A 19,136-nucleotide genomic window follows, 5' to 3' on the forward strand; every position below is an offset into this window, starting at 1 on the left:
CGGTTTCATCTTCGTTCGAGCCGGTCCGCCGAAGCGCACGCCAAAGATGGCGCGCGGCATGAGACCGGCAACCTCAATCGATAGCGATAACGATAACAACAGTCTGGAGACACCTGATGGAACCTTTACTCAAGGCGCCGCGGAAACCCGCGTCCGCTTCGCGCGTCATCGACGTGCAGCAGTTGCTCGACGAACAACCCGTCGGGCGCTTTCAGATTCTCGTGTTGTTGATGTGCATGTTCATCGTCACGCTCGACGGACTCGATACCGTGATGGTCGGTTTCATCGCGCCGGCTTTGTCGAGCGCGTGGGCGATTCCGCGTGACGCGCTTGGCCCGGTGATGAGCGGCGGCCTGCTCGGCCTCGCATTCGGCGCGCTGTGCGCGGGGCCGCTCGCGGACCGCTTCGGCCGCAAGACAGTGATGACGGGCGCGGTGCTGTTCTTCGGCGTCTGGAGTCTCGGCTCCGCCTTCGCGAGCAACATCAGCGAACTCACGGTGCTGCGCTTTCTCACAGGCCTCGGTCTCGGCGCATCCATGCCCAACGCCGCCACGCTGATGGCCGAATACGCGCCGCAACGCTGCCGCGCGCTGATGGTGACGACGGTGTTTTGCGGCTTCACGCTCGGCGCGGCCGGTGGCGGGTTCGTGAGCGCATGGCTGATCGCGTCGCACGGCTGGCATTCGGTGCTGATTCTCGGTGGCGTCCTGCCGATTCTCTACGTGCCGCTGATGATCAAATGGCTGCCCGAATCCGCGCGCTTCCTGGCGCTCAAGGAAACGCGCCGCGCGCGTCTCGTGACGGTGATGAACCGCCTCGAACCCGGCAGCGCCGATCAGTCCACGCGCTTCGTCGCGCACGACACGCCGCGGCGCGAACGCAGCCCGGTCCGTTTGATCCTGTCGCGCGACTACGCATTCGGCACGGTGATGCTGTGGGTCTGCTACTTCGCCGGCTTGCTGACCGTGTATCTGCTCGGCAGCTGGCTGCCGACGCTGATTCGCGGCGCGGGCTTCACGCTCGCCGAAGCGGCGGTGGTCGGCGCGCTGTTTCAGGCGGGCGGCACGATCGGCTCGCTGGCGATCGGCTGGCAGATGGACCGTTTCAATCCGCATCGGGCGCTGGGCGCAACCGTGTTCATGGGCGGCGTGCTGGCCTGGTACATGGGCTTGCCCGGCCACGGCATCACCGCGATCAGCGTGCTGGCGTTCGGCATGGGCTACTGCATGAACGGCTCCAACACGGGATTCTGCGCGTTGGCGGCGGGCTCCTATCCGACCCGCATGCGCGCCACCGGCACGAGCTGGATGCTGGGCATCGGCCGCTTCGGCGGGATTGCGGGGGCGATGCTGGGCGCCGGCATGCTGCACGCAAACTGGGGCTTCGGCCAGGTGTTCACGTCGCTCGCGCTGCCGGCCGCGGTCGGCGCGGCGGCGGTGCTGCTCAAGGGCGCACGCCATCGCGGGCCGGTGCTGCAGGTCAGCGCGGGCATCGGACACTGAGATCAGCGAAATTCATTGGCGCATAGTGCGGGCGCTCTTGAGTTCCGATATGGAATCGTGTTCTCATTCGGTATCGAAATCGAACCGAGAGTGCAACATGGCGGGGAATCTGGAGCGGGCGCTGGCCATCATCGAATTGCTGGCGAAGCAGGGCGGCAGCATGCAGTTGGCCGCGATCGCCGACACGCTGAATATTCCGCGCAGCGGCACCCATCGCCTGCTGGCCGAATTGAGCGAAGAGGGCTACGTGCGGCAGGACGAGCACGGCGAATACGTGCTGGCGCTCAAACTGGTGTCGCTCGCGCTGATGTGGCTGTCCACCGGCGGCGTGCTGGATATTTCGCAACCGGTGCTCGACCGGCTGGCGGCAGCGTCGGGCGAACTGGCGCGGTTGGGAGTGGTGGAGGACGATCACATCACGTTCGTCGGCAAGGCGCAGGGCGCCAAATCCGGCTTGCGCTACGACCCGGACATGGGCAGCCAGCCGCCGCTGCATTGCACGGCGAGCGGCCAGGCGTGGCTCGCCACCATGAGCGACGAGGAAGCGCTCGAACTCGTGTCGCGTCAGGGCGGCATCGGCAAGGCGGGCCCGCGCGGCCCGAAGGCGCCGAAAACGATCCAGCAGTTCCTGCAGGACCTGGCGGGCGCGCGCAAGCGCGGCTACGGCGTCGCCAGCGAAACCTACGAGGCGGGCATGACTTCGATGGCGGCGGCGATCCGTCATCCGTTGACGGGGCTGGTGGTGGGGATCGTCAGTCTCGCGGGCCCGACCAGCCGTTTGCCGGAAGCGCGCCTGAAAGAGCTGGCGCCGGCCTTGCTCGAAGCCGCGTCGGATATGGGCGCGGCCACCATGAGTTCGCCGTATTTCAAGCGCAGTCTGCGCGTGGCGCCGGTGGCGGCCGTGGTGCAGCCGGTCGAGCCGAAGCGCAAAGGACGGCCGCGTGCCGCTTGAGCCTCGAGCGGGTTGCCACGTGCCCGCGCCGCGTCAAATTTCATCGCGCCGGGCCGTTGAGCTGAATAACCCGCTCGCGTTTCTTCTGTTACTTTCCTGAAAATCTCCACGAATTCGTCGACGGCCACTCATGCACACTGCTGCCGGCAAAGCGGCCCCGCTGTCCCGCGCCGAACTCAGGCGTATCGTCGCCGCCATTGTGATCGGCAATGGTTTTGTCGCTTACGACTTCACCGTCTACAGCTTTTCCGCTGTCGTGATCGGCAATCTGTTCTTTCCGTCGCACAATCCGGCGTCGTCGCTATTGCTCTCGCTTGCCACCTTCGGCGCGGGCTTCGTGATGCGTCCGCTCGGCGCGATCATGATCGGTCACATTGCCGACAGCCGCGGCCGCAAAGCCGGACTCACCGTATCGCTCACATTGATGACGCTCGGCACGTGGCTGATCGCATGTCTGCCGAGCTACGCATCGATCGGTCCGGCGGCGACCGTGCTGATGGTGCTCGCGCGCCTGATGCAGGGGCTCGCGGCGGGCGGCGAGATCGGCCCGGCGTCGGCGTCGCTGATGGAGTCGGCCGGCTACCGGCACCGCTGTTTCATGGTGAGCTGGCGCGGCGCCAGCCAGGGCGCGGCCGCTTTCGCCGCCGCATTGGTCGGGGCGGCCACCACGGCATTTCTGTCGCCCGCCGCCATGCACGACTGGGGCTGGCGCATTCCGTTCGTGCTGGGCGGATTGATCGGCCCGGTCGGCTGGTACCTGCGCCGTCGCATGCCGGCGGCCGCGCCGCAAGAGCGCACGCGGCTCAGCCCGCGGCGGCTGTTTGCGGAGCACACGCGCCCGCTCGTCTACGGCATTCTGATGATGGCGGCGCCTTCCGTGAGCATCTACATTACCGTGTTCTACATGCCGGCCTATCTGGTGCGTACATTGCACCGGCCGCCGGCGATCAGCCTTTTGACGGCGTGCCTCTCAGGCGTGGTGATTCTCGTGGTGACGCCGCTGATCGCGCGCGCGGCCGACCGGCTCGCGAGCCGCAAAACGCTGCAATACGCGTCGCTCGTGGCGTCGCTGGCGGCGGCATGGCCCGCTTTCTGGGCGCTGACTCACGGCGCCGGCGATCTCGCGGCGCTCGTCATCATCACGGCTTACGTGGCGCTCGCGGTGAACAACGCCGGCGCCGCTTCGGTGCTGATGATGGAAGCGTTTCCGGCGCACCGGCGCGCGGCCGGACTATCGGTGATTTACAGCTTGGGCGTGGTCCTGTTCGGTGGATTTTCGCCGTTTCTGGTGACGTGGCTCATCAACCGGACGGACGATCCGATGATCCCGGCGTGGTATCTGATGGGCGCCACCGCGCTCACGCTGATCGCGCTAAAGGCGTTCCCGGAAGCGGAACCGGATGCGGGCGCTCGCGCTGCAAGCGCGTCGCAGCCGGCTGCCTGAAACGCTAGGCTGCGTTGCGCAAGTGCTGCAGGTCGAGGGCGCGGGCGCGCATGTCTTGCGGGCTCATGTCGAAGGCGCGGCGAAACGCGCGGGTGAAGTCGGACGCACTCTGAAAGCCGAGTCCAAAAGCGATTTCCGCCACCTGCACATGCGGATAACGGACTAGTTCGTCCGCCGCCTCGCGCAGCCGGCGGTTGCGAATATAGGCGCCGAGACCGCCTTCGTGCTCGAACCAGCGATAGATCGTCGCGCGCTTCAGTTGCAGCGCCTGAACCACGCTGGTTGGCGTGAGGTCGCCCTGGTGCAGATTGGCTTCGATATAGCGGCGTACCCGGCCCATCACCGCGGCCTGCAGCGCGGCGCGGCCCGCGCCGCTTAGGCGCGCCTCCTTGCGAAACGTGGCCACCAGCAACTGCGTCCCTGCCTGCAGGGCATCGATGGCGCTGACCGGATCGAGCCGCGCAATGTCGCGGGCGAGCGCTGTCATGTGATCCAGCACGACGTCGGTCAGCGGCGAGCCTTGCTGGACGATGCGGCCGTGAATCGCCGCGCCGTCGCGTAACGCTTCGTCCACCACCGCTGCCGGTACGAACAGGCTCAGAAGGCGGCATTCGGGGCGTTCGGCGCGGAACGGCTGGTTCAGATCGAATGCGACGATGCCTGCCACCGAACCCGGCGCGCTGCGTTTCTTGTGCATGCCGGTGACGTGGCCGACTTCCCCTTCCACGAAGAGCTGAAACACGTAATCACGCCGCGAATCGGTGGATACGCGGGCCACCGAGCGTTCCAGCAGCATCGAATCGGTGCGGCAGTCCGTAAAAATCATGCCGCCGACCGCGTATAAATCGATTTCACCGCGAAAACCCCCGGCAACCTGCGCTTTCGACGGCGGCGCGTCGACCACATGGCCCACGCGCTGGCGCCAGGCGAGGAATTGTTCGGCGGGTGCCAGTCCGTGCGTACTGAAGCGGCTCGTCGAAATGGCGGAGCGCGAATCGGCCGCGGCGGCCGCGGCCAGATGTTGCGGCAGGGTGCGCTGGTTCATTGAATCGGTTGTTACAAGCGAGACGGGCGTGCCGACGGGGCCGCGGCGTGTCTACCCGGCTATTTCACGCCCGGTCGTCCAATTTTGAGACGTACGGTCAAGCCTAACAAAAAAGCGGCATTAATGTTGCGTGATTAGATGCAGATCGTTTTCGCTTACGGCGCGGCAGGCAGTCGACCGCCGCCCCGTTATCGGAATCGCAACTGCGCGCAGAAACAGCGTCGAGCCATTTCGCGCGGTGCAAGGGTGCGAGGTTCACGCTTTGCCGACAGGTAATTCACGGGGTATCAAAGATGAGCGGCACGAACATGCAACCGACCGTGCAACGCGGCGCTCGGCGTCCGGCTAGTCTGGTAGACAGCCAGTTGCAACATTTCGAGAACGTGGTGGAGTACCTGACGCGTGGGGACGCGTCCGGCGGGCTGTATCCGCTCGACCACGAGTATTGGGAAAAACGGATCCGGGCGCTCGAAGAGACTTACGAGCTGATTGCCAGTCAGCGGCACCGCCTGACGAGACTTCTCGACAGACTCGCGAGCGAAGCTCAGATGGCGCAGATGGCGCGGAATGCGCTGAAGCCGCGCACGGCCGCTTGAGTCGGTCGAAGCATAGGAACGCGAGAACCGGATTTCAGTCGGGGAGAACCAGATCGATGCATGCCGGCATCGCTAATAAAAGCAGCAGAGCCTGAGAGCAAATGGCGATGGTGCGAACGGGCCCGAAGAGGCCCGTCGCACATCCTCAGCGCTTGAGTGTCAATGAACACCTGCGGCGCGAATCCGGGCCGCTGCGTCCACCGCCTCGCTCATGAGCCGGTCGATGACTTCCGCCACCGGCACGCATCGTTCGACTAGCGCCGACGATTCCCCCGCGAACAACGCCATTTTCTCGAGATCGCCCACCGTATCGCGGAGCGGCGAAATCGTGCTGAACTTGTAGATCGGCCCTTGATCGTCGTGGGCGATTTCTTCTCGCGGCAACACATGCGGATGATTGCCGAACAGACGTTCGCCGGCCTCGCGCGTCACGCTGTTCGCCAGCACGCGCACCGGTGAGCCGGGCGGCCAGTTGATCGCGTAAAGGTCGGTGTGCACGGTGTCGCCCGCCTGGGCATCGACGATTCGCTGCTTGTGATAGTCGTGCGCGAAAGACTCATGCGTCGCGACGAATAGCGTGCCGCACTGAATGCCCGCCGCGCCAAGCGCTAGCGCGGCAATCAGCCCGGCGCCGGTCGCGAAGCCGCCGGAGGCCACCACCGGCACGTGCAAACGCTGCGCGACTTCCGGCAGCAGCGCCATGATGCCGATGCGCCCACGCACGTGGCCGCCCGCTTCGACGCCTTGCGCGATGACCGCGTCCACGCCGGCCTGCTGCGCGGCAAGCGCCTCTTCGAGCGAGCCCACCTGCCAGAGGACGAGCGCGCCGACATCTTTGGCCCGTTTTACCACGTCAGGCATGACATCCCAGAAGAAGCAGATGGCCGGCACCCGCGCCGCGCGGCACACGGCGAGTTGCGCATCGAGCAGCGCGGGCTCCGTCCGGAAAGGAATCAGATTGACGCCGAACGGCCGGTTCGTCGTTGCGCGCACCGCGGCGATCTCACACTCGATCATTTCCGGCGCTTCCCCAACCATGCCGAGCAGGCCGAATCCGCCGGCGTCGGAAACGGCGACCGCCAACTCGGCGCGCGCCGGGCCGCCCATTCCGGCCGAAATCACGGGGTGTCGACAACCGAGCAAACGCGTCAGCGCAGTATCGAACAGCGGGGTGTCGTCATGCATGGCGGTCCTCTCATCGTGTCGCGCGGCGGTAATGCACAGGATTGTGCGGCTCGCCGCATCGAACCTGCATCCACGGCAGTCTCTTTAGAGTAGATGCAGACGAGCGCGGCGGCAGCGGGTATTTTTCGTCAGAAGATAGGCGAGCACGGCAAGGTGATATTCAGTAATTCTGACCGCTTTTAAATAGGGAGCGGTTAATAGTAGATATGCAGAATACGCAATGAATTTAGCGCTGATAAACTGTGCGCCGGAGCAGTCTGTTACCGCAATGCACGCAGCGCTCGCTCCCCAAAATCCGGCGGCTCGAAAGCGCTGGATAGACGGTAGAACTAGGCCTTTTCTGCGATTTGGAAGAAGCGGCGGCACGGCATACTGGCCGTGTGCACGTTATTAAAAGGGACGTATGGTTGGGTGTCCTTTCTTCCGGTCATGCATGGTGTCGCATCAGTCGATCCCCCTCCGCCAACCTCTGCCCATCTGAACTTTGACAAGTATCGGGGCTCGCATTGGGCCCGTTTTTGGAACTGACTCATGAAGCCGGGAAATAACTCGCTTGGTAAAAGACGCTCACGCAAGATCGCCATCTCGGTGACGGCGGCACTTATCGCAGTGTTGCTCGCCTTTGGCGTGTGGCATTACCAGCAGCGCGCAGCGCAGGTCGCGCCGGCGCTGACCGGCGTCGCGAGCCAGATGCGCCACGATTCCTCGGCATGGACGCATAAAGAGAAAGACGCCTCGCAAATGTTGCGCGATATTCACGACGCCAAGGTTGCCGCGATCGGCGTGAGCCCCAACGCGATTCTGATTTCGAAGCGCGACGGCACGAAATACTTCGTCACCGACCACAACGCGACGTTCTCGCATGCGCTGCTGCTCGGCGAACCGAAGGCCGACGAGGCCGCGGCGTATCAACTCGTCTGGCTTCCCGATGCGGATATTCAAACCGGCGGCTCGCGCTGGGTGCAGGTCTTCGACCAGACGCGCGACGCCATCAGCCTGCTGTTGCCGCTGTTGTTGATCGGCGGCATGGTGTGGTTCATGCGCCGCGAAATGCGCGGCGGCGCCACGCTGCTCGCCAGGGCGCCCGCCCTGCGTTTCGACGACGTGATCGGCGCGGGCGAAGCGAAGGCGGCGCTCGCGGACATTCGCGGCTATCTTTCCGACCCGAAGCAATTCACGTCGATGGGCGTGCGCGCGCCGTGCGGCATTCTGATGGTGGGGGGCCCCGGCGTCGGCAAGACGCGGCTTGCCCAGGCGCTGGCCGGCGAGTGCGGCGCGAACTTCATCTCGATCACGGGCAGCTATTTCAGCGCGAAGTATTACGGCGTCGGTATCCAGAAGGTCAAGCATCTGTTCGAACTGGCGCGCAAGAATGCGCCCACGGTGATCTTCATCGACGAAGCGGACGGGCTCGCCAAGCGCACGGATACGGGCAGCGGCCCGGTCGAAGCGGAGAGCAACCGCATCATCAATCAGTTGCTGGCGGAAATGGATGGCTTCGCTTCCAACGAAGGCGTCATCATCGTCGCGGCCACCAATCACCCCGACAATCTGGACGAGGCGTTGCGCCGGCCGGGCCGCTTCGATCGCACCGTGCAGGTCCGTTTGCCCGATCGCGAAGACCGCGCGAAGATTTTCCGTTTCTACGCGGAGAAGCTGAAGTCGAAAGCGGCCGACATCGACTACGATCAGTTGGCGCGCCTGACCACGGGCCTGTCGCCGGCAACGGTCGCGATGGTGGTGAATCAGGCGGGGCTCGTCGCGCGCAAATCCGGCGACACCGAAATCACCTCGAAGCATTTCATGGAAGCGATCAAGATTGCGCGCATCGGCGACGTGAGCGGCGCCGAGCGCGCGCTCAGCGAGGACGAACGCACGCGCATCGCCGTGCACGAAGCGGGGCATGGTCTCGTCGCCGCGCTGCTGGGCACGGGCGTGCTGGAAGAGGTCACGATCCTGCCGCGCGGCGGTGCGCTGGGTGTTGCGCTCATCACGAAAGCGCAGGACAAGCATTTGTATCGCGAGACCGAGATTCGCAACGAAATCCAGGTTTTGCTCGGCGGCCGCAACGCGGAAATTCTCACGTTCTCCGAAGCATCGAGCGGTGCGGCTTCGGATTTGCAGGAAGCGTCGCGCATCAGCCTCGACATGGTGTCGAAATTCGGCTTCAACAGCGACGGCGATCTGTTCAGCCTCGCGGCGCTGCCGTCGCAGTACGCGGGTTTGCAAATGAAGAGCGCCATCGAGCATGCGAACGTGCTGCTCAAGGAGTTGAATGAACTGTGCTACGGTTTGCTGCACGCGTACGAGCCGGTGCTGCGCGCAATCGCGGACGAATTGCTCGAGCAGGAGACCGTGCCCGGAGAAACCGTGTACCGGTTGATCAGGGAACACAAGAGCACGCTGAAGATCGTTCACGAGCCGGAAGCGGCGTGAACCGATAATCGACTGACTGCCGCGACGGCAATCGACGGGCGGCGCCAGTAAATGGCGCCGCTTTTTTATTGCCCGGCGCTAGTTACGCGAAATCGGACGGACCGGGCTCAGGAACGCCCGGAGGCGTTTCGGTGTCGCCCAGCGCCTCGCCATCGGCGTTGGCGTCGTCAGCGGGCGGCGGTGTTTCGCCTTTTTTCGGCAGCGGTTGATCGAGCCCCGGCTCGACCGGTGTGGGAATTGCGTCGCCGATCGGCTTGGACACCTTGGTAGGCGGGCCGCCCGGGTCTTCTTCGGGCTGGCGCTCGTGCTCTTGCTCATTCGGGGAATTGGCCATGGTTGCCACGACGGGCTCTCCGGTTGAATTAGGGGTACACCGTTGTGCAGCAATGCGCGTACCACGGCCCGTTTTGCGTAAGCGCTAACGGCGCAAACCCTATGGATTTCCAGATCATCTGCGCTGCGGCGGCCGCAACGAACACCAGCACGAGGACCCGGAACGCGGCAGGCGGCAGGCGGCAGGCGGTCTCGCAAGGGCCGCACCAGCAGCATTCCCGCGATCACCGGCACGCTCGCGCAGGCCGAGATGGCGAGATCCGTCCAACTGGCATGCGCGCCGCCGCTGAATGTCGCGACGAGCGTGATGATCGACACCACCAGAATGATGGCGATCTGCTTCGTGAACGCTCCGTCGCGCCCGTGGCGATCAGATACATCGCGAGCAAGGGCCCTGGCACTGAAGCAATGCTCTCCATGAGCGCCGCGCCGAATCCCAGTACGAACCCGGCCGGCTTGGCCCACGTCGGCGACAGCGTCAGCCGTGGCGAAGCCAGCAACAGCAACGACGCGACCATCAGCAAGAGGCCGGCAGCCGCTTGCGCGCGATGCGGCGCGAGCGAATCAATATGCTCACGCCGACGATATTGCCGATCACCGTGCCGATCAGCGGCGCGGCGATGCGCCGGACGGTCGGCAGCAGTTCACCGCCTTCGAGTGCCTGCGGGATATTGCCGAGGATGATCGGCATCGACAGCAGAAGAACCGCTTCCTTGATCGGCAGGAAGTGGCTGAGGATCGGCATCGCCACGAGCGGTACGCCGATGCTGGCGAGCCACCCTGATGTTACTGTTATGTGGACATGATGCCAGGCCTATGATTTCAATGAGTTTTTTGGGCCTTCTAAAGCGTCCATAGTTGTGGCGTTTTTAGGGGGCTGTGACAAAGCTCTATGTCCATACCTGATTCCAGTCGAGCGGAGGCGGGACGCGAAGTCGCGCGTTTATTTACCGATTTTTTGAAGAGCCATTTCCGGTAGATATTTGTCTGTAAGCGAAGAATTTCAGGAGTGCGTAAATAGGACCGAGGTCGGTTTTCGGGTACTGTGAGGGTCAGCGGGTCCCAGGATTCGGTCCAAGTCTGCCTTTGACAACAGACCACGTGACAAGACGAGGTCATAGACTGCGGCGCCCGTCTCGAGCGCCTCGCGGGCTATCTGGGTTGCGTTGGCGCAGCCGATGTACGGGTTCAGCGCTGTGACCACACCGATGGACCGCTCTACGCTTGCGCGAAGCTGGTCAATGTTCGCCACGATTCCTCGAACGCATCTGTCCGCAAGCGTCTTGCACCCTGCAGCCAGATGCTGAATGCTTTTGAACAGGCTGAATGCGATGATGGGCTCGAAGGCGTTGAGCTGAAGCTGGCCTCCTTCTGCCGCGAGCGTGACCGTGAGGTCGTTTCCAATGACCTCAAAGGCGATTTGATTGACGACCTCTGGGATGACCGGATTAACCTTTCCCGGCATGATGCTGGAGCCGGCCTGCATCGGAGGCAACTGGATTTCTCCAAAGCCGCACCGCGGACCAGACGAAAGCAATCGAAGGTCATTGCAGGTTTTGGAAAGCTTCACTGCGATGCGTTTGAGAACGCCCGAAACCTGCACGAACGCGCCGCAATCTTGCGTAGCCTCCAACCAGATTTCCGGCAGTGAGGAAGGCATAGCCGGTGTTCTGACGCAGATGGTGGCAAGCGGCAACTGCACAATCAGGGTGGGCAGTAATGCCGGTTCCTATCGCAGTGGCGCCGAGATTGATGTCCACGGTGAACCTTGACCGTGATTTCGCTGAGGGTCATCTCGGTGGCAATCTGCTCGTTCAGCAGGCCGGAAAGCACAAAGGCCATCACCTCTTTCTCGCGCGATGACAGGGATTGGTACGAGGCGCGCAGGACGGCTAACGCGGCCTCTGCCGCGAGCCGCTCACTGTCTTGTGCCAGCGCTTGACCCGCTGCGTCGAGCATGTCCTGGTCGTTGAACGGGTTGGCAAGGAAGTCCAGCGCGCCGGCCTTCATCGCCTTCACTTCTATCTCGATGTCTCCATGACCGGTCATGAAGACGACGGGAATGCGCATGCCGCTACTGCGATTTCCTGGTGAAACGCCTCCCGCGGAGCCGCACGTAAAGGATGAGGCAGCGTGGACGAAACCGGAGAAATTCGTCCGGGGACTCGAACGTTTCGACGCGCAAGCCTACTGAGCGCATAGGCGTGTCGAGGGCATGCCTGATTCCCTTGTCGTCATCGACGACAAAGACGACCGGACCGCCGGCTCCAGCGGTTTCAGTCGTCATTCGGTGGGTCGGGCCAGCAGCCATCTGGGTACCTCGCGAAGCCGCAACGCGGCCGCATCACATCGCATGATAGTGGAGGGGGTACTCACCATCGCCGGACAGCGCGGCAAACATCGCGGTACCTTCCAGCAGAATCAGCGGCAACCCATCGAAATTGCCTGCGAGCCAAGGCCAGGGTCAGAGCCATTCGTTGACGAACCGAGGAACAAGCACCGATTCCCTCAGTGTGTGCCCGCCCCCAACGACGACCGATGAATGGCTGACCTTTCGCCACCGTTCCACCTAGCCGGAATCCGAAGCGTACTGGCCTTCCATTCCGGGACGTCCGGGCATCGCGCTTGCTGTAAGGTAATTGTATTAAAGACGCGCCGCCTGTCGCGTCGCATCGGACCTTGGAGCACGTTATGAAAACGCTGGATGTAACGTCGCGGGCGGGCGGCCTCGCTGCGGTGGTGGTCCTGTCCGCAGCTTTGTCCGGTTGCTACTACTACGCGCCCTACGGCTACGTTCCATACGGCGAAGTGGCGGCGGCCGCGCCGCAGCAATATCCTTTCTCGATGCCCGATGCAGCCGCCGCCGGTACAGCCGCGTCGGATGCGACTGCATCGGCGACCACTTATCTCGCACCAGCAGTGCCCGTCTTCGTCGCACCTGCGTATTACCCCGTCGCGTATCCGTACTACGGCCGGCCCGCGTGGTGGGGGCCGTCGGTGTCGCTGAGCTTCGGCTATTGGGGCGGCTGCTGTTACGGCGGTGGCCGGCACGGCTACTGGGGCCGCCACGGCTATTGGGGTCACGGATATCGAGGCGGTTGGGGCGGTCATGGCGGCTGGGGTGGCCATGGATACCCCGGGCGTGGTATGGGCGGCGGCCATTACCGGGGCGGTGGCGGAGGCCACGGGCATTCGCATTGAACGCTAACAGAGATGCGCTTGTGTTCAACAGTTCCCCCGACAACTGAGCCCGTGGGTGAACTGGCCGCAGCGCGCCAACGCGCGGCAGCGTCGCACCGTGCGGTGACCAGTTTCAGCCGCCATTGCACGTCGACGAGTCTTTCAACAGCTCCACTAACAATTAACTGATGTATGAAGTTAAGCAGAACTATCTGATACAGAAGAACGCGGACTTCGAAATTTGACCACAAGGCCTTTCTGACGGAGCTGTCAATTGCCCGCGATAGAGGAGTGAGGCTAGGCAGGTCCCGCGCGTTGAAGCGAAGCCCCAGAGCCCTTGGGGCTGCCGTTATGGCCTGTTATACTTAGAGATTAATCTGTAAAACTAACGTATAGGCAACGCCATTTAATAATATCGTATTACATAAGAAGCATTCTTGGCAGCGCCGCGAACTTCGCGTAATAAGGATATTGAATGAATGTGCTCGTCGTCGACGATAATGAGTTCGTCGCGGACAGTCTGGTCTTCCTGCTCGATTGCATTGGGCACCGCGCCGTTATGGCGCCCGACGGGGAGACTGCGTTGGAGCTGCTCCAAGCCGGCGCTTTCGACCTCGTTCTCCTGGACGAAAACCTCCCCGGCATCAACGGCAGTGCCGTTGCGCTGTCGCTGCTTGACAGGCCAGTCTTCCCCCGGCCCTTTGTTGCCTCCATGACGGGTGACAGCGATAGCAATGCAGAGTTTGCCCGGCTCTTCGATGTGTGTCTGCAAAAGCCATTCTCTCTGGAAACGCTCATGCGGGTCCTCGAAGACGCGCGGCGCAACAGGAATGCGAGCTGTCTTCTGGCAGCCTAGCCCCCGTCATATCCGCAGCCCACAAACAGGATGAGACAAATTCCTCGCCGCCGTATGGTAGCCAGCTATTTTTCGGGATATCGATATGCCCAGTACTGTCCGGATAACCGCGGTGGATGCCTGACCGGGTACGGCCGGAACTGTCGAAACCCTCTGGGCTCCTGGCAATACCACCCGTCATAAATCTTGAAGGCGCAACGGACAATTGTCGCGTTGTGCCAGCAGTGAGTTTGAGAGGAGCGCAGCCAGATGCCAACTGGTACTGTGAATGGTTCAACGATGTGAAAGGCTTTGGATTTATTGCGCCGGACGACGGTGGCGAGGACCTGTTTGCGCACTTCTCCGAGATTCAGGCAAAAGGTCAAATAGCTGCAGGAAAACCAGAAGGTCAGCTTTGACGTAAAGCAGGGCCCGAAGGGCAAGCAGGCGGCCAATATACAGCCGTAATAAGCCATCCAAAAAGATGGCCATAGAGATTCAGTATTGCGTAGTCTAGATTTTCTGAAGGGGAAAAAGGCTCGACGCGGCGGCCACCAGCGCGTCCATTAATGATGAGCCCCTCCCTTGTCTCCCTCATCGGGAACAGTCAACCGCTCGTCGCATCGGTCACGAACCTGACGGGCTGTCGCGATGCAAAGTCGCAAGACCGTCATGAGCAAAAGGTAGCCTGACTCCAGGCTGCGAAATCGGCGGGCGGCGATTAAAAAATATACTGAGAGATATCAACAATGATGAACCACGATACCGCGAGCGGTCACCTCGAACGTAGCATGGAGAACGACCGCCTCAGACGGGCATTGGCGGCCCGCCTTGACAAGGCGTTCAAACGGGCCGGGCTGAGTTCGGCGCGCGCAGCGACGGCGCTGGGTGTCAGCAAATACCACGTGGACTACTGGCGACATGGAATCACCGTGCCGCCGCTGAACGCCTGTACGCGTCTTGCCGCCGAGCTCAACCTTGACGTTCACTGGCTTTGCACAGGGCAGACCCGGGACGCCTAGTCCACATCTCATGACTATGGCGGTGCATCGTGTTGGTGTGCCCTTCGTCCGTTTCATTCCTGTGTGCCAGGGTCTGACTGGCGCGCGACGACGCGTTCGCCGGCGTTGATAAGTCGTCGCGACAGGCGTTGCCGCAAAACCGGGGTATCGATGTGACGGCTAAACCTAAACGGTCTTCTGACGACGTCCAGCGCCTGGACGGTTGCGAGATGGAACTGGCGCGAGGGTCGTCGCATATTGCGAGCATGCTGTACGAGCAAAGCATTCACGCGGCAGTCAGCGAAACGCTGCTCCAGTTCGAGGCAGGCCATGGACGCGAGGACCTGCAGGCATTTGCGTATGAACTTCTCGGGAGACTGGAGCAGCGGGGCAAGCCGGAGGCAGTCAGGCTGCTTCGCGATTTCACGAAGCAGGGTCGTCCGCCAGAGCTGATGGCCGAGACGTCAGCGCTATCCATGTCTGGCAGGAAGCGCGTTGTCCCCCCGCGCAGCAAGCAACCCCATTAGTGACGGGCGGGCTACAACGGCTGAAGCTGTTTGAACGCCGCCGGACGGTGTGGCGAAAAGAAGCCTCGTCCGGCGCACACGTCGGAAAACGCAAGTTAGTTTCCAGGCAAAAGTACCATGGTCTGTTCCCGTAGCAAGAACCGGGGGTAGAACATGTCAAAGCGAATCGCTTACGGAGACTAAGGAACAATTACGGTGAGCTCTACAGGCGATTCTTTCCTGGGTCTCGCGGGCTGGCGCTGCAAATTAAATTGCCCCAAATTGGCATCTGGTTATTGCGACACCGGCATTTCACCAATTGAGCCACCAACTTTTCACACGATGAATCTGCTACCAGCAATAGGCGCTTTCGACGGGCGGCACGCCTCTCCGAGCAAAGTGGATGCATTCTGCGAACGCTGGGAATTGTCCGCTGGCGTGCGTTTGCGAACATATGAAAATGCCGCGACCTTACAGAGTGCAACGTCTAGCGGAAGGCATTAGCACTATGGACTCCCAGCCATTCAGTTATAAACAGCACGTAATTGTGCCTTTTGCATCAATCTCGAAGCTAGGCTATGCGGCAAACGTATTTGTCACGCGTCCGACCGGGAAGTGCAGCGCATTCGGAATCCTCACCTATTTCGTCTCGGAGAATGCCGCGCTCCAGTATGCTGCTGCGTATGCTAAAGCTCACATTGACGGCGCAACTCTGCCGAAACCGCCGTTCACTCCGATTCGGTCTGTCCAGCGACCATCTGGCAGCCGCACCTGCGTGACCAAAACCTGACAGTAGGCAGGTAGTGCAACGCACGTATCCGTATCGGGACTTCGTGGCGACAGTTGAAGTTGAGCTGCTGCCGGCCGTTATCGTCGCGGACCCGGTTGTCGCGTCGGGAGGCCCCGACCAGACTCCGGCAGAACTACAAACTGGTCAAAGGCGGCCAGTTGACCGCTCAGTCCTTGACGAGCGTCTGCAGAAAGTCGTCTTGTACGCACGGGCGTGCGGTCATGTTCTGAGTCAATGCGACAGGTCCTTCGATTGTACCGGCGATACCTGAAGCCGCCAGCCGGTCCAGAGGAAGTGTGCTACTGCGACTCAACGACGTCGGCCCGCGCTTGCGCAATCTCGACCGGGTGTTGGTCGTCATACGTGTCGAACAACTGTGAGCATAACTGAGCAAGTAATGCCAGGTCCATGGCCTGGTCTGCGTGCTCTACCTCTCCTGCGTTGAGCACGTCATCGAGAACCGGGGCGAGTCGGCGCAATCGGCGGAAAGAGGCGTCGTCAAGTTTCATGTTGGACCTCCTGTCGTCAGTTGGTGGAGCGCATCGTCAACTGACCAGTCCCGAGATGTTGCTACGCTTGACCTGCCGGGGTTTTGAATGTTATGAGCGAACTCCAACCAATTTCATCATGTCTCTTCCGACGGCCATCCTAGCATTTCGACGCTGACCTCGTACTGTCGCATCGGCCGTGTCCATGTCGCTTAACTGGCCCGAGGAGGAAGTTAGCCGTGGCGAGAGTCGTGATATCCGCGCGCGTACCAATTGCGCCTGCCAGTTGGCATGCGCCAGAGCGCATCATTCCCGTCGTCGTCTGTCGTTTCGTCCTGGACGTGCCAGATACGTTGGTTGCCGTCTCGGGACATTCCTCAGTTGCGGATGCGCCGAACGCAACCCCCTAGCGTACTAATGGTTGTCTGTCTTTCCCTTTTCGGGTCACACGCTTCTCGTGGTCAGGCAGGCGCGGGCAATCTAACTTCGCTTAAACCTTGCAGAGTGCTGCATTCGAACTGTATTCGCGTGAAGTGAGTGTGCAGGAGACGGCGTTGGAGGGCTGGAGTGCGCGTGAACGACCTCAAGGTATTCCAGCGGAACCCGCTCAAGCCGTTCTGGTCGCCGCTCACCATCCAGCGGGAATTCGACGCTTACGTGCTTTCCCTTGGGCTCATACGCTATGACCTGCCCGACCCGACCTCGAAACCGGCTTGCCGAGCGGTCATCGAGTGCACTCAGGCGAGCAGTTGTGAATATCACGGAAATCTTTTTTCCCTGGGACACAAGCACCTCCTTAATTCCATTGTTCGGAGGATAGGAAACAGGCGTAGGCGGCGCAAGGCAAAAAAAGGGGTTCGCACCCCACGCCGTTTTGGCAACGGCGGCGTAATTCGAACGCGGAGTGGCCGACGTTGCTTGCCGGGAGGCGTTTCTCCAGTTGCGGTGAAGGTCCTCGCAAGTCAGGTCGCGCTTCTTTGAAGGCAAGCCCGTAATTCGACAGGTGAATGCCGCAATACGCAGTGCTCTCACGCCCTATGTGCGATATGCGCTTTGCTCCGTGTCAGGGGTGACTGCTGCATCCGCCGCCAAGGTAACGGGAACGCCAAGCGTTGCTTGAAGCACGGCAAAGCAAAAAATCGAGCTACTAGAAGGCCTGCATGTTGACTTCTCTCGCGTGTAAGCAGTGCGAAGCCCGTAGGGGTGGTGCGCCCCGTGTTCTAGTCGTCGATTATCGCGGCGCCGCCATTGCGACTGCGACGTATGTGTCTCACTGGACGGCATGGATATCTTCATGCTCCAGGATGGCGTGCACACCCAGACGACATACCATTTGTAGACTTCAGCTTCCATGCGCGCCTTAGAACAATAGTGGGATGTAGCGTCAAAAATCTGTGGCACCGACCTATCTGTGCCGGCTTTCTGCGGCAGACGCATCCGGCATGTGTGCCTGCATTTCAGTTTCTTCGCTTGATACGCAGGTCAGCTATCCCCGTTCGGGTCGGAATTTCCCGGATGCCCGGTCGAGTGGACCATCTGCGGACAGGACAATGACTGCGGTCCTCTCCGCAGATGAGAGGCGCCTGGCGCTTTATGCCTTGGCTACCGGCTGGCGGGCTTTGTCGATGACGTCCACAGCCTCCTTCACCGCAGTCCTGGTCTGCTCGTGCAATGCGTTACCTGCGTCCCACATTGCCCCAAAGCCCTTCGCCCAGAAAGCGGTAATCGCTTCGTTTCCCGCCGGCGGGCGTTGGGCGAGATTGTCGATGATTACCCGAGTCCCACGAACGTACTCGCCGGCCAGCTTTTCACTTGACGCGAGCAGTTGACTTCGTGTCTCTGTGGCAATCTCATTCACATGTTGCCAGTAGGCTTGCGCCTTCTTCGTGACTGCTTGCGACTGCCGGCACTGCAGTTCGAAGAATGATTGAGGGTCCCTGGCGGAAAGAGCAAGGGCCTCCGACGCGACAGCCTCGTTCTCCAGTATCGAAGCTTTGGCCGCCTGGAGGTTCAGTGCGACGAGCTTTTCGTAAGCCTCAAAACCAGTATTAAGAAATCCGTAAAGGGCCTCAACGCCGACCTTCTGTGCAGCAGCTACCTGCTCGGGAACTTGCGTGTTCATCGGTTTAAACTCCAGTGTAAATAGAGGCGTTTCGACTGATTCGGCCGGTGAGCCGCATGCCGCCCGTCGGCTGAAATATGTGGGCCTGAATGCGGGAAGCGAATCTGGTCGTAGAGCGTGGGGTCTCATGCCGCACGCTGCATGCGGCATGCAACGGGCATGTTCCTAGAGCGGCTGGATATTTGCGGCCTGCTTGCCCTTTGGTCCCTGCTTGACTTCGAAGCTGACCTTTTGCCCATCGCTAAGAGACTTGAAGCCTTCCGACTTCACTTCGGAAAAATGGGCAAACAGGTCTTCGCCACCATCGTCCGGCGAGATGAAACCGAAGCCCTTTGCATCGTTGAACCACTTCACTGTGCCCGTCTGCATTATCTGATTCCAAGGAAGTTAAAAAGAGTCATTGACCCGGCGTAGAAACTTTAAAAGTTGCGCTGCAGGCGTCGTTGCTCGCGTGCGGACGCGAGTGGGAAAAGCTATTTCCTGTTCCCGGGGAAACCATTGTCTGGGCTTGCGAATCGTTATTCAGTTTGCAATGCATGCCTGCTGCGATGGTTCTGTCCGACCCGAAGACAGGCAGTCCCGTCATCTGCTTGTGTGACGCAAGTCAGGCGTTCCAGGCCTGCGTCCATCAGATACCCGCCAAATCGAGCGGGCATTCTCAGGCGGCCTGCAGCCGACGCCTGGAATCTGCGGGAGCGCTGGCGAGACGGTCGAGCAATCG

General features: G+C 61.5%; 15 protein-coding genes and 3 pseudogenes. 9 read left to right on the forward strand and 9 right to left on the reverse strand.

Features of this window, described 5'->3' with window-relative positions:
• The first annotated feature begins 116 nt into the window (after window positions 1–116).
• From B0G74_RS38020 to B0G74_RS38030, 3 genes are all read left to right on the forward strand, one after another.
• Window positions 117–1,502 (forward strand): MFS transporter, encoded by a 1,386-nt coding sequence (locus B0G74_RS38020; protein WP_132381974.1) that lies wholly within the window; start codon window positions 117–119, stop codon window positions 1,500–1,502.
• Between the two features lie 97 nt (window positions 1,503–1,599).
• Complete coding sequence (locus B0G74_RS38025; protein WP_132381976.1) at window positions 1,600–2,454, forward strand: IclR family transcriptional regulator; 855 nt, start codon at window positions 1,600–1,602, stop codon at window positions 2,452–2,454.
• 130 nt (window positions 2,455–2,584) lie between these two features.
• A complete protein-coding gene (locus tag B0G74_RS38030) occupies window positions 2,585–3,898 on the forward strand; it encodes an MFS transporter (RefSeq protein WP_132381978.1) in 1,314 nt (437 codons plus the stop codon).
• 4 nt (window positions 3,899–3,902) lie between these two features.
• On the opposite strand, the gene B0G74_RS38035 is transcribed toward B0G74_RS38030, so the two are convergent.
• The gene (locus B0G74_RS38035; RefSeq protein ID WP_132381980.1) at window positions 3,903–4,943 is read right to left on the reverse strand and encodes an AraC family transcriptional regulator; all 1,041 of its coding nucleotides are present in this window, start codon (window positions 4,941–4,943) and stop codon (window positions 3,903–3,905) included.
• Window positions 4,944–5,251: 308 nt separating this feature from the next.
• On the opposite strand from B0G74_RS38035, the gene B0G74_RS38040 reads away from it, so the two are divergent.
• Window positions 5,252–5,539 carry a hypothetical protein gene (locus B0G74_RS38040; protein ID WP_207915772.1) on the forward strand — a complete coding sequence of 96 codons (288 nt, stop codon included), beginning with the start codon at window positions 5,252–5,254 and terminating at the stop codon, window positions 5,537–5,539.
• Window positions 5,540–5,698: 159 nt separating this feature from the next.
• On the opposite strand, the gene B0G74_RS38045 is transcribed toward B0G74_RS38040, so the two are convergent.
• Entirely contained in the window at window positions 5,699–6,724 is a 1,026-nt protein-coding gene (locus tag B0G74_RS38045) for a nitronate monooxygenase (RefSeq protein ID WP_132381982.1), read from the reverse strand.
• Between the two features lie 531 nt (window positions 6,725–7,255).
• Here B0G74_RS38045 and B0G74_RS38050 point away from each other — a divergent pair.
• Window positions 7,256–9,160, forward strand: a complete 1,905-nt coding sequence (locus tag B0G74_RS38050; protein ID WP_132381984.1) for an AAA family ATPase — start codon at window positions 7,256–7,258, stop codon at window positions 9,158–9,160.
• 82 nt (window positions 9,161–9,242) lie between these two features.
• On the opposite strand, the gene B0G74_RS38055 is transcribed toward B0G74_RS38050, so the two are convergent.
• From B0G74_RS38055 to B0G74_RS47735, 4 genes and pseudogenes are all read right to left on the reverse strand, one after another.
• Window positions 9,243–9,503 (reverse strand): hypothetical protein, encoded by a 261-nt coding sequence (locus B0G74_RS38055; protein ID WP_132381986.1) that lies wholly within the window; start codon window positions 9,501–9,503, stop codon window positions 9,243–9,245.
• 19 nt (window positions 9,504–9,522) lie between these two features.
• A pseudogene (locus B0G74_RS38060) lies at window positions 9,523–10,262 on the reverse strand (TSUP family transporter); the annotation flags it as partial.
• A gap of 234 nt (window positions 10,263–10,496) precedes the next feature.
• Window positions 10,497–11,250 (reverse strand): annotated as a pseudogene (locus B0G74_RS38065) (lyase family protein); the annotation flags it as partial.
• Window positions 11,198–11,563, reverse strand: coding sequence for a LuxR C-terminal-related transcriptional regulator (locus B0G74_RS47735; protein ID WP_347814527.1), 366 nt, complete (start codon window positions 11,561–11,563; stop codon window positions 11,198–11,200). The gene B0G74_RS47735 and the pseudogene B0G74_RS38065, both read right to left, overlap by 53 nt.
• 621 nt (window positions 11,564–12,184) lie before the next feature.
• Between B0G74_RS47735 and B0G74_RS38075 the strand changes: the two genes are divergently transcribed.
• From B0G74_RS38075 to B0G74_RS38090, 4 genes and pseudogenes are all read left to right on the forward strand, one after another.
• On the forward strand, window positions 12,185–12,694 hold the full coding sequence (locus tag B0G74_RS38075; protein WP_132381988.1) for a hypothetical protein: 510 nt from the start codon (window positions 12,185–12,187) through the stop codon (window positions 12,692–12,694).
• Window positions 12,695–13,148: 454 nt separating this feature from the next.
• A complete protein-coding gene (locus B0G74_RS38080; protein WP_132381990.1) occupies window positions 13,149–13,529 on the forward strand; it encodes a response regulator in 381 nt (126 codons plus the stop codon).
• Between the two features lie 230 nt (window positions 13,530–13,759).
• Window positions 13,760–13,976, forward strand: a pseudogene (locus B0G74_RS38085) (cold-shock protein).
• A gap of 281 nt (window positions 13,977–14,257) precedes the next feature.
• Window positions 14,258–14,530, forward strand: a complete 273-nt coding sequence (locus B0G74_RS38090) for a helix-turn-helix transcriptional regulator (RefSeq protein ID WP_243658516.1) — start codon at window positions 14,258–14,260, stop codon at window positions 14,528–14,530.
• A 1,574-nt stretch (window positions 14,531–16,104) separates the two neighbouring features.
• Here B0G74_RS38090 and B0G74_RS38100 read toward each other — a convergent pair.
• From B0G74_RS38100 to B0G74_RS38110, 3 genes are all read right to left on the reverse strand, one after another.
• Window positions 16,105–16,314, reverse strand: a complete 210-nt coding sequence (locus B0G74_RS38100) for a hypothetical protein (protein WP_132381994.1) — start codon at window positions 16,312–16,314, stop codon at window positions 16,105–16,107.
• Window positions 16,315–17,884: 1,570 nt separating this feature from the next.
• On the reverse strand, window positions 17,885–18,415 hold the full coding sequence (locus B0G74_RS38105) for a phasin family protein (RefSeq protein ID WP_132381996.1): 531 nt from the start codon (window positions 18,413–18,415) through the stop codon (window positions 17,885–17,887).
• A 165-nt stretch (window positions 18,416–18,580) separates the two neighbouring features.
• Window positions 18,581–18,784 (reverse strand): cold-shock protein, encoded by a 204-nt coding sequence (locus B0G74_RS38110; protein ID WP_132381998.1) that lies wholly within the window; start codon window positions 18,782–18,784, stop codon window positions 18,581–18,583.
• Between the last annotated feature and the right edge of the window lie 352 nt (window positions 18,785–19,136).

It is taken from the genome of Paraburkholderia sp. BL9I2N2, from assembly GCF_004339745.1.
Lineage (GTDB): Bacteria > Pseudomonadota > Gammaproteobacteria > Burkholderiales > Burkholderiaceae > Paraburkholderia.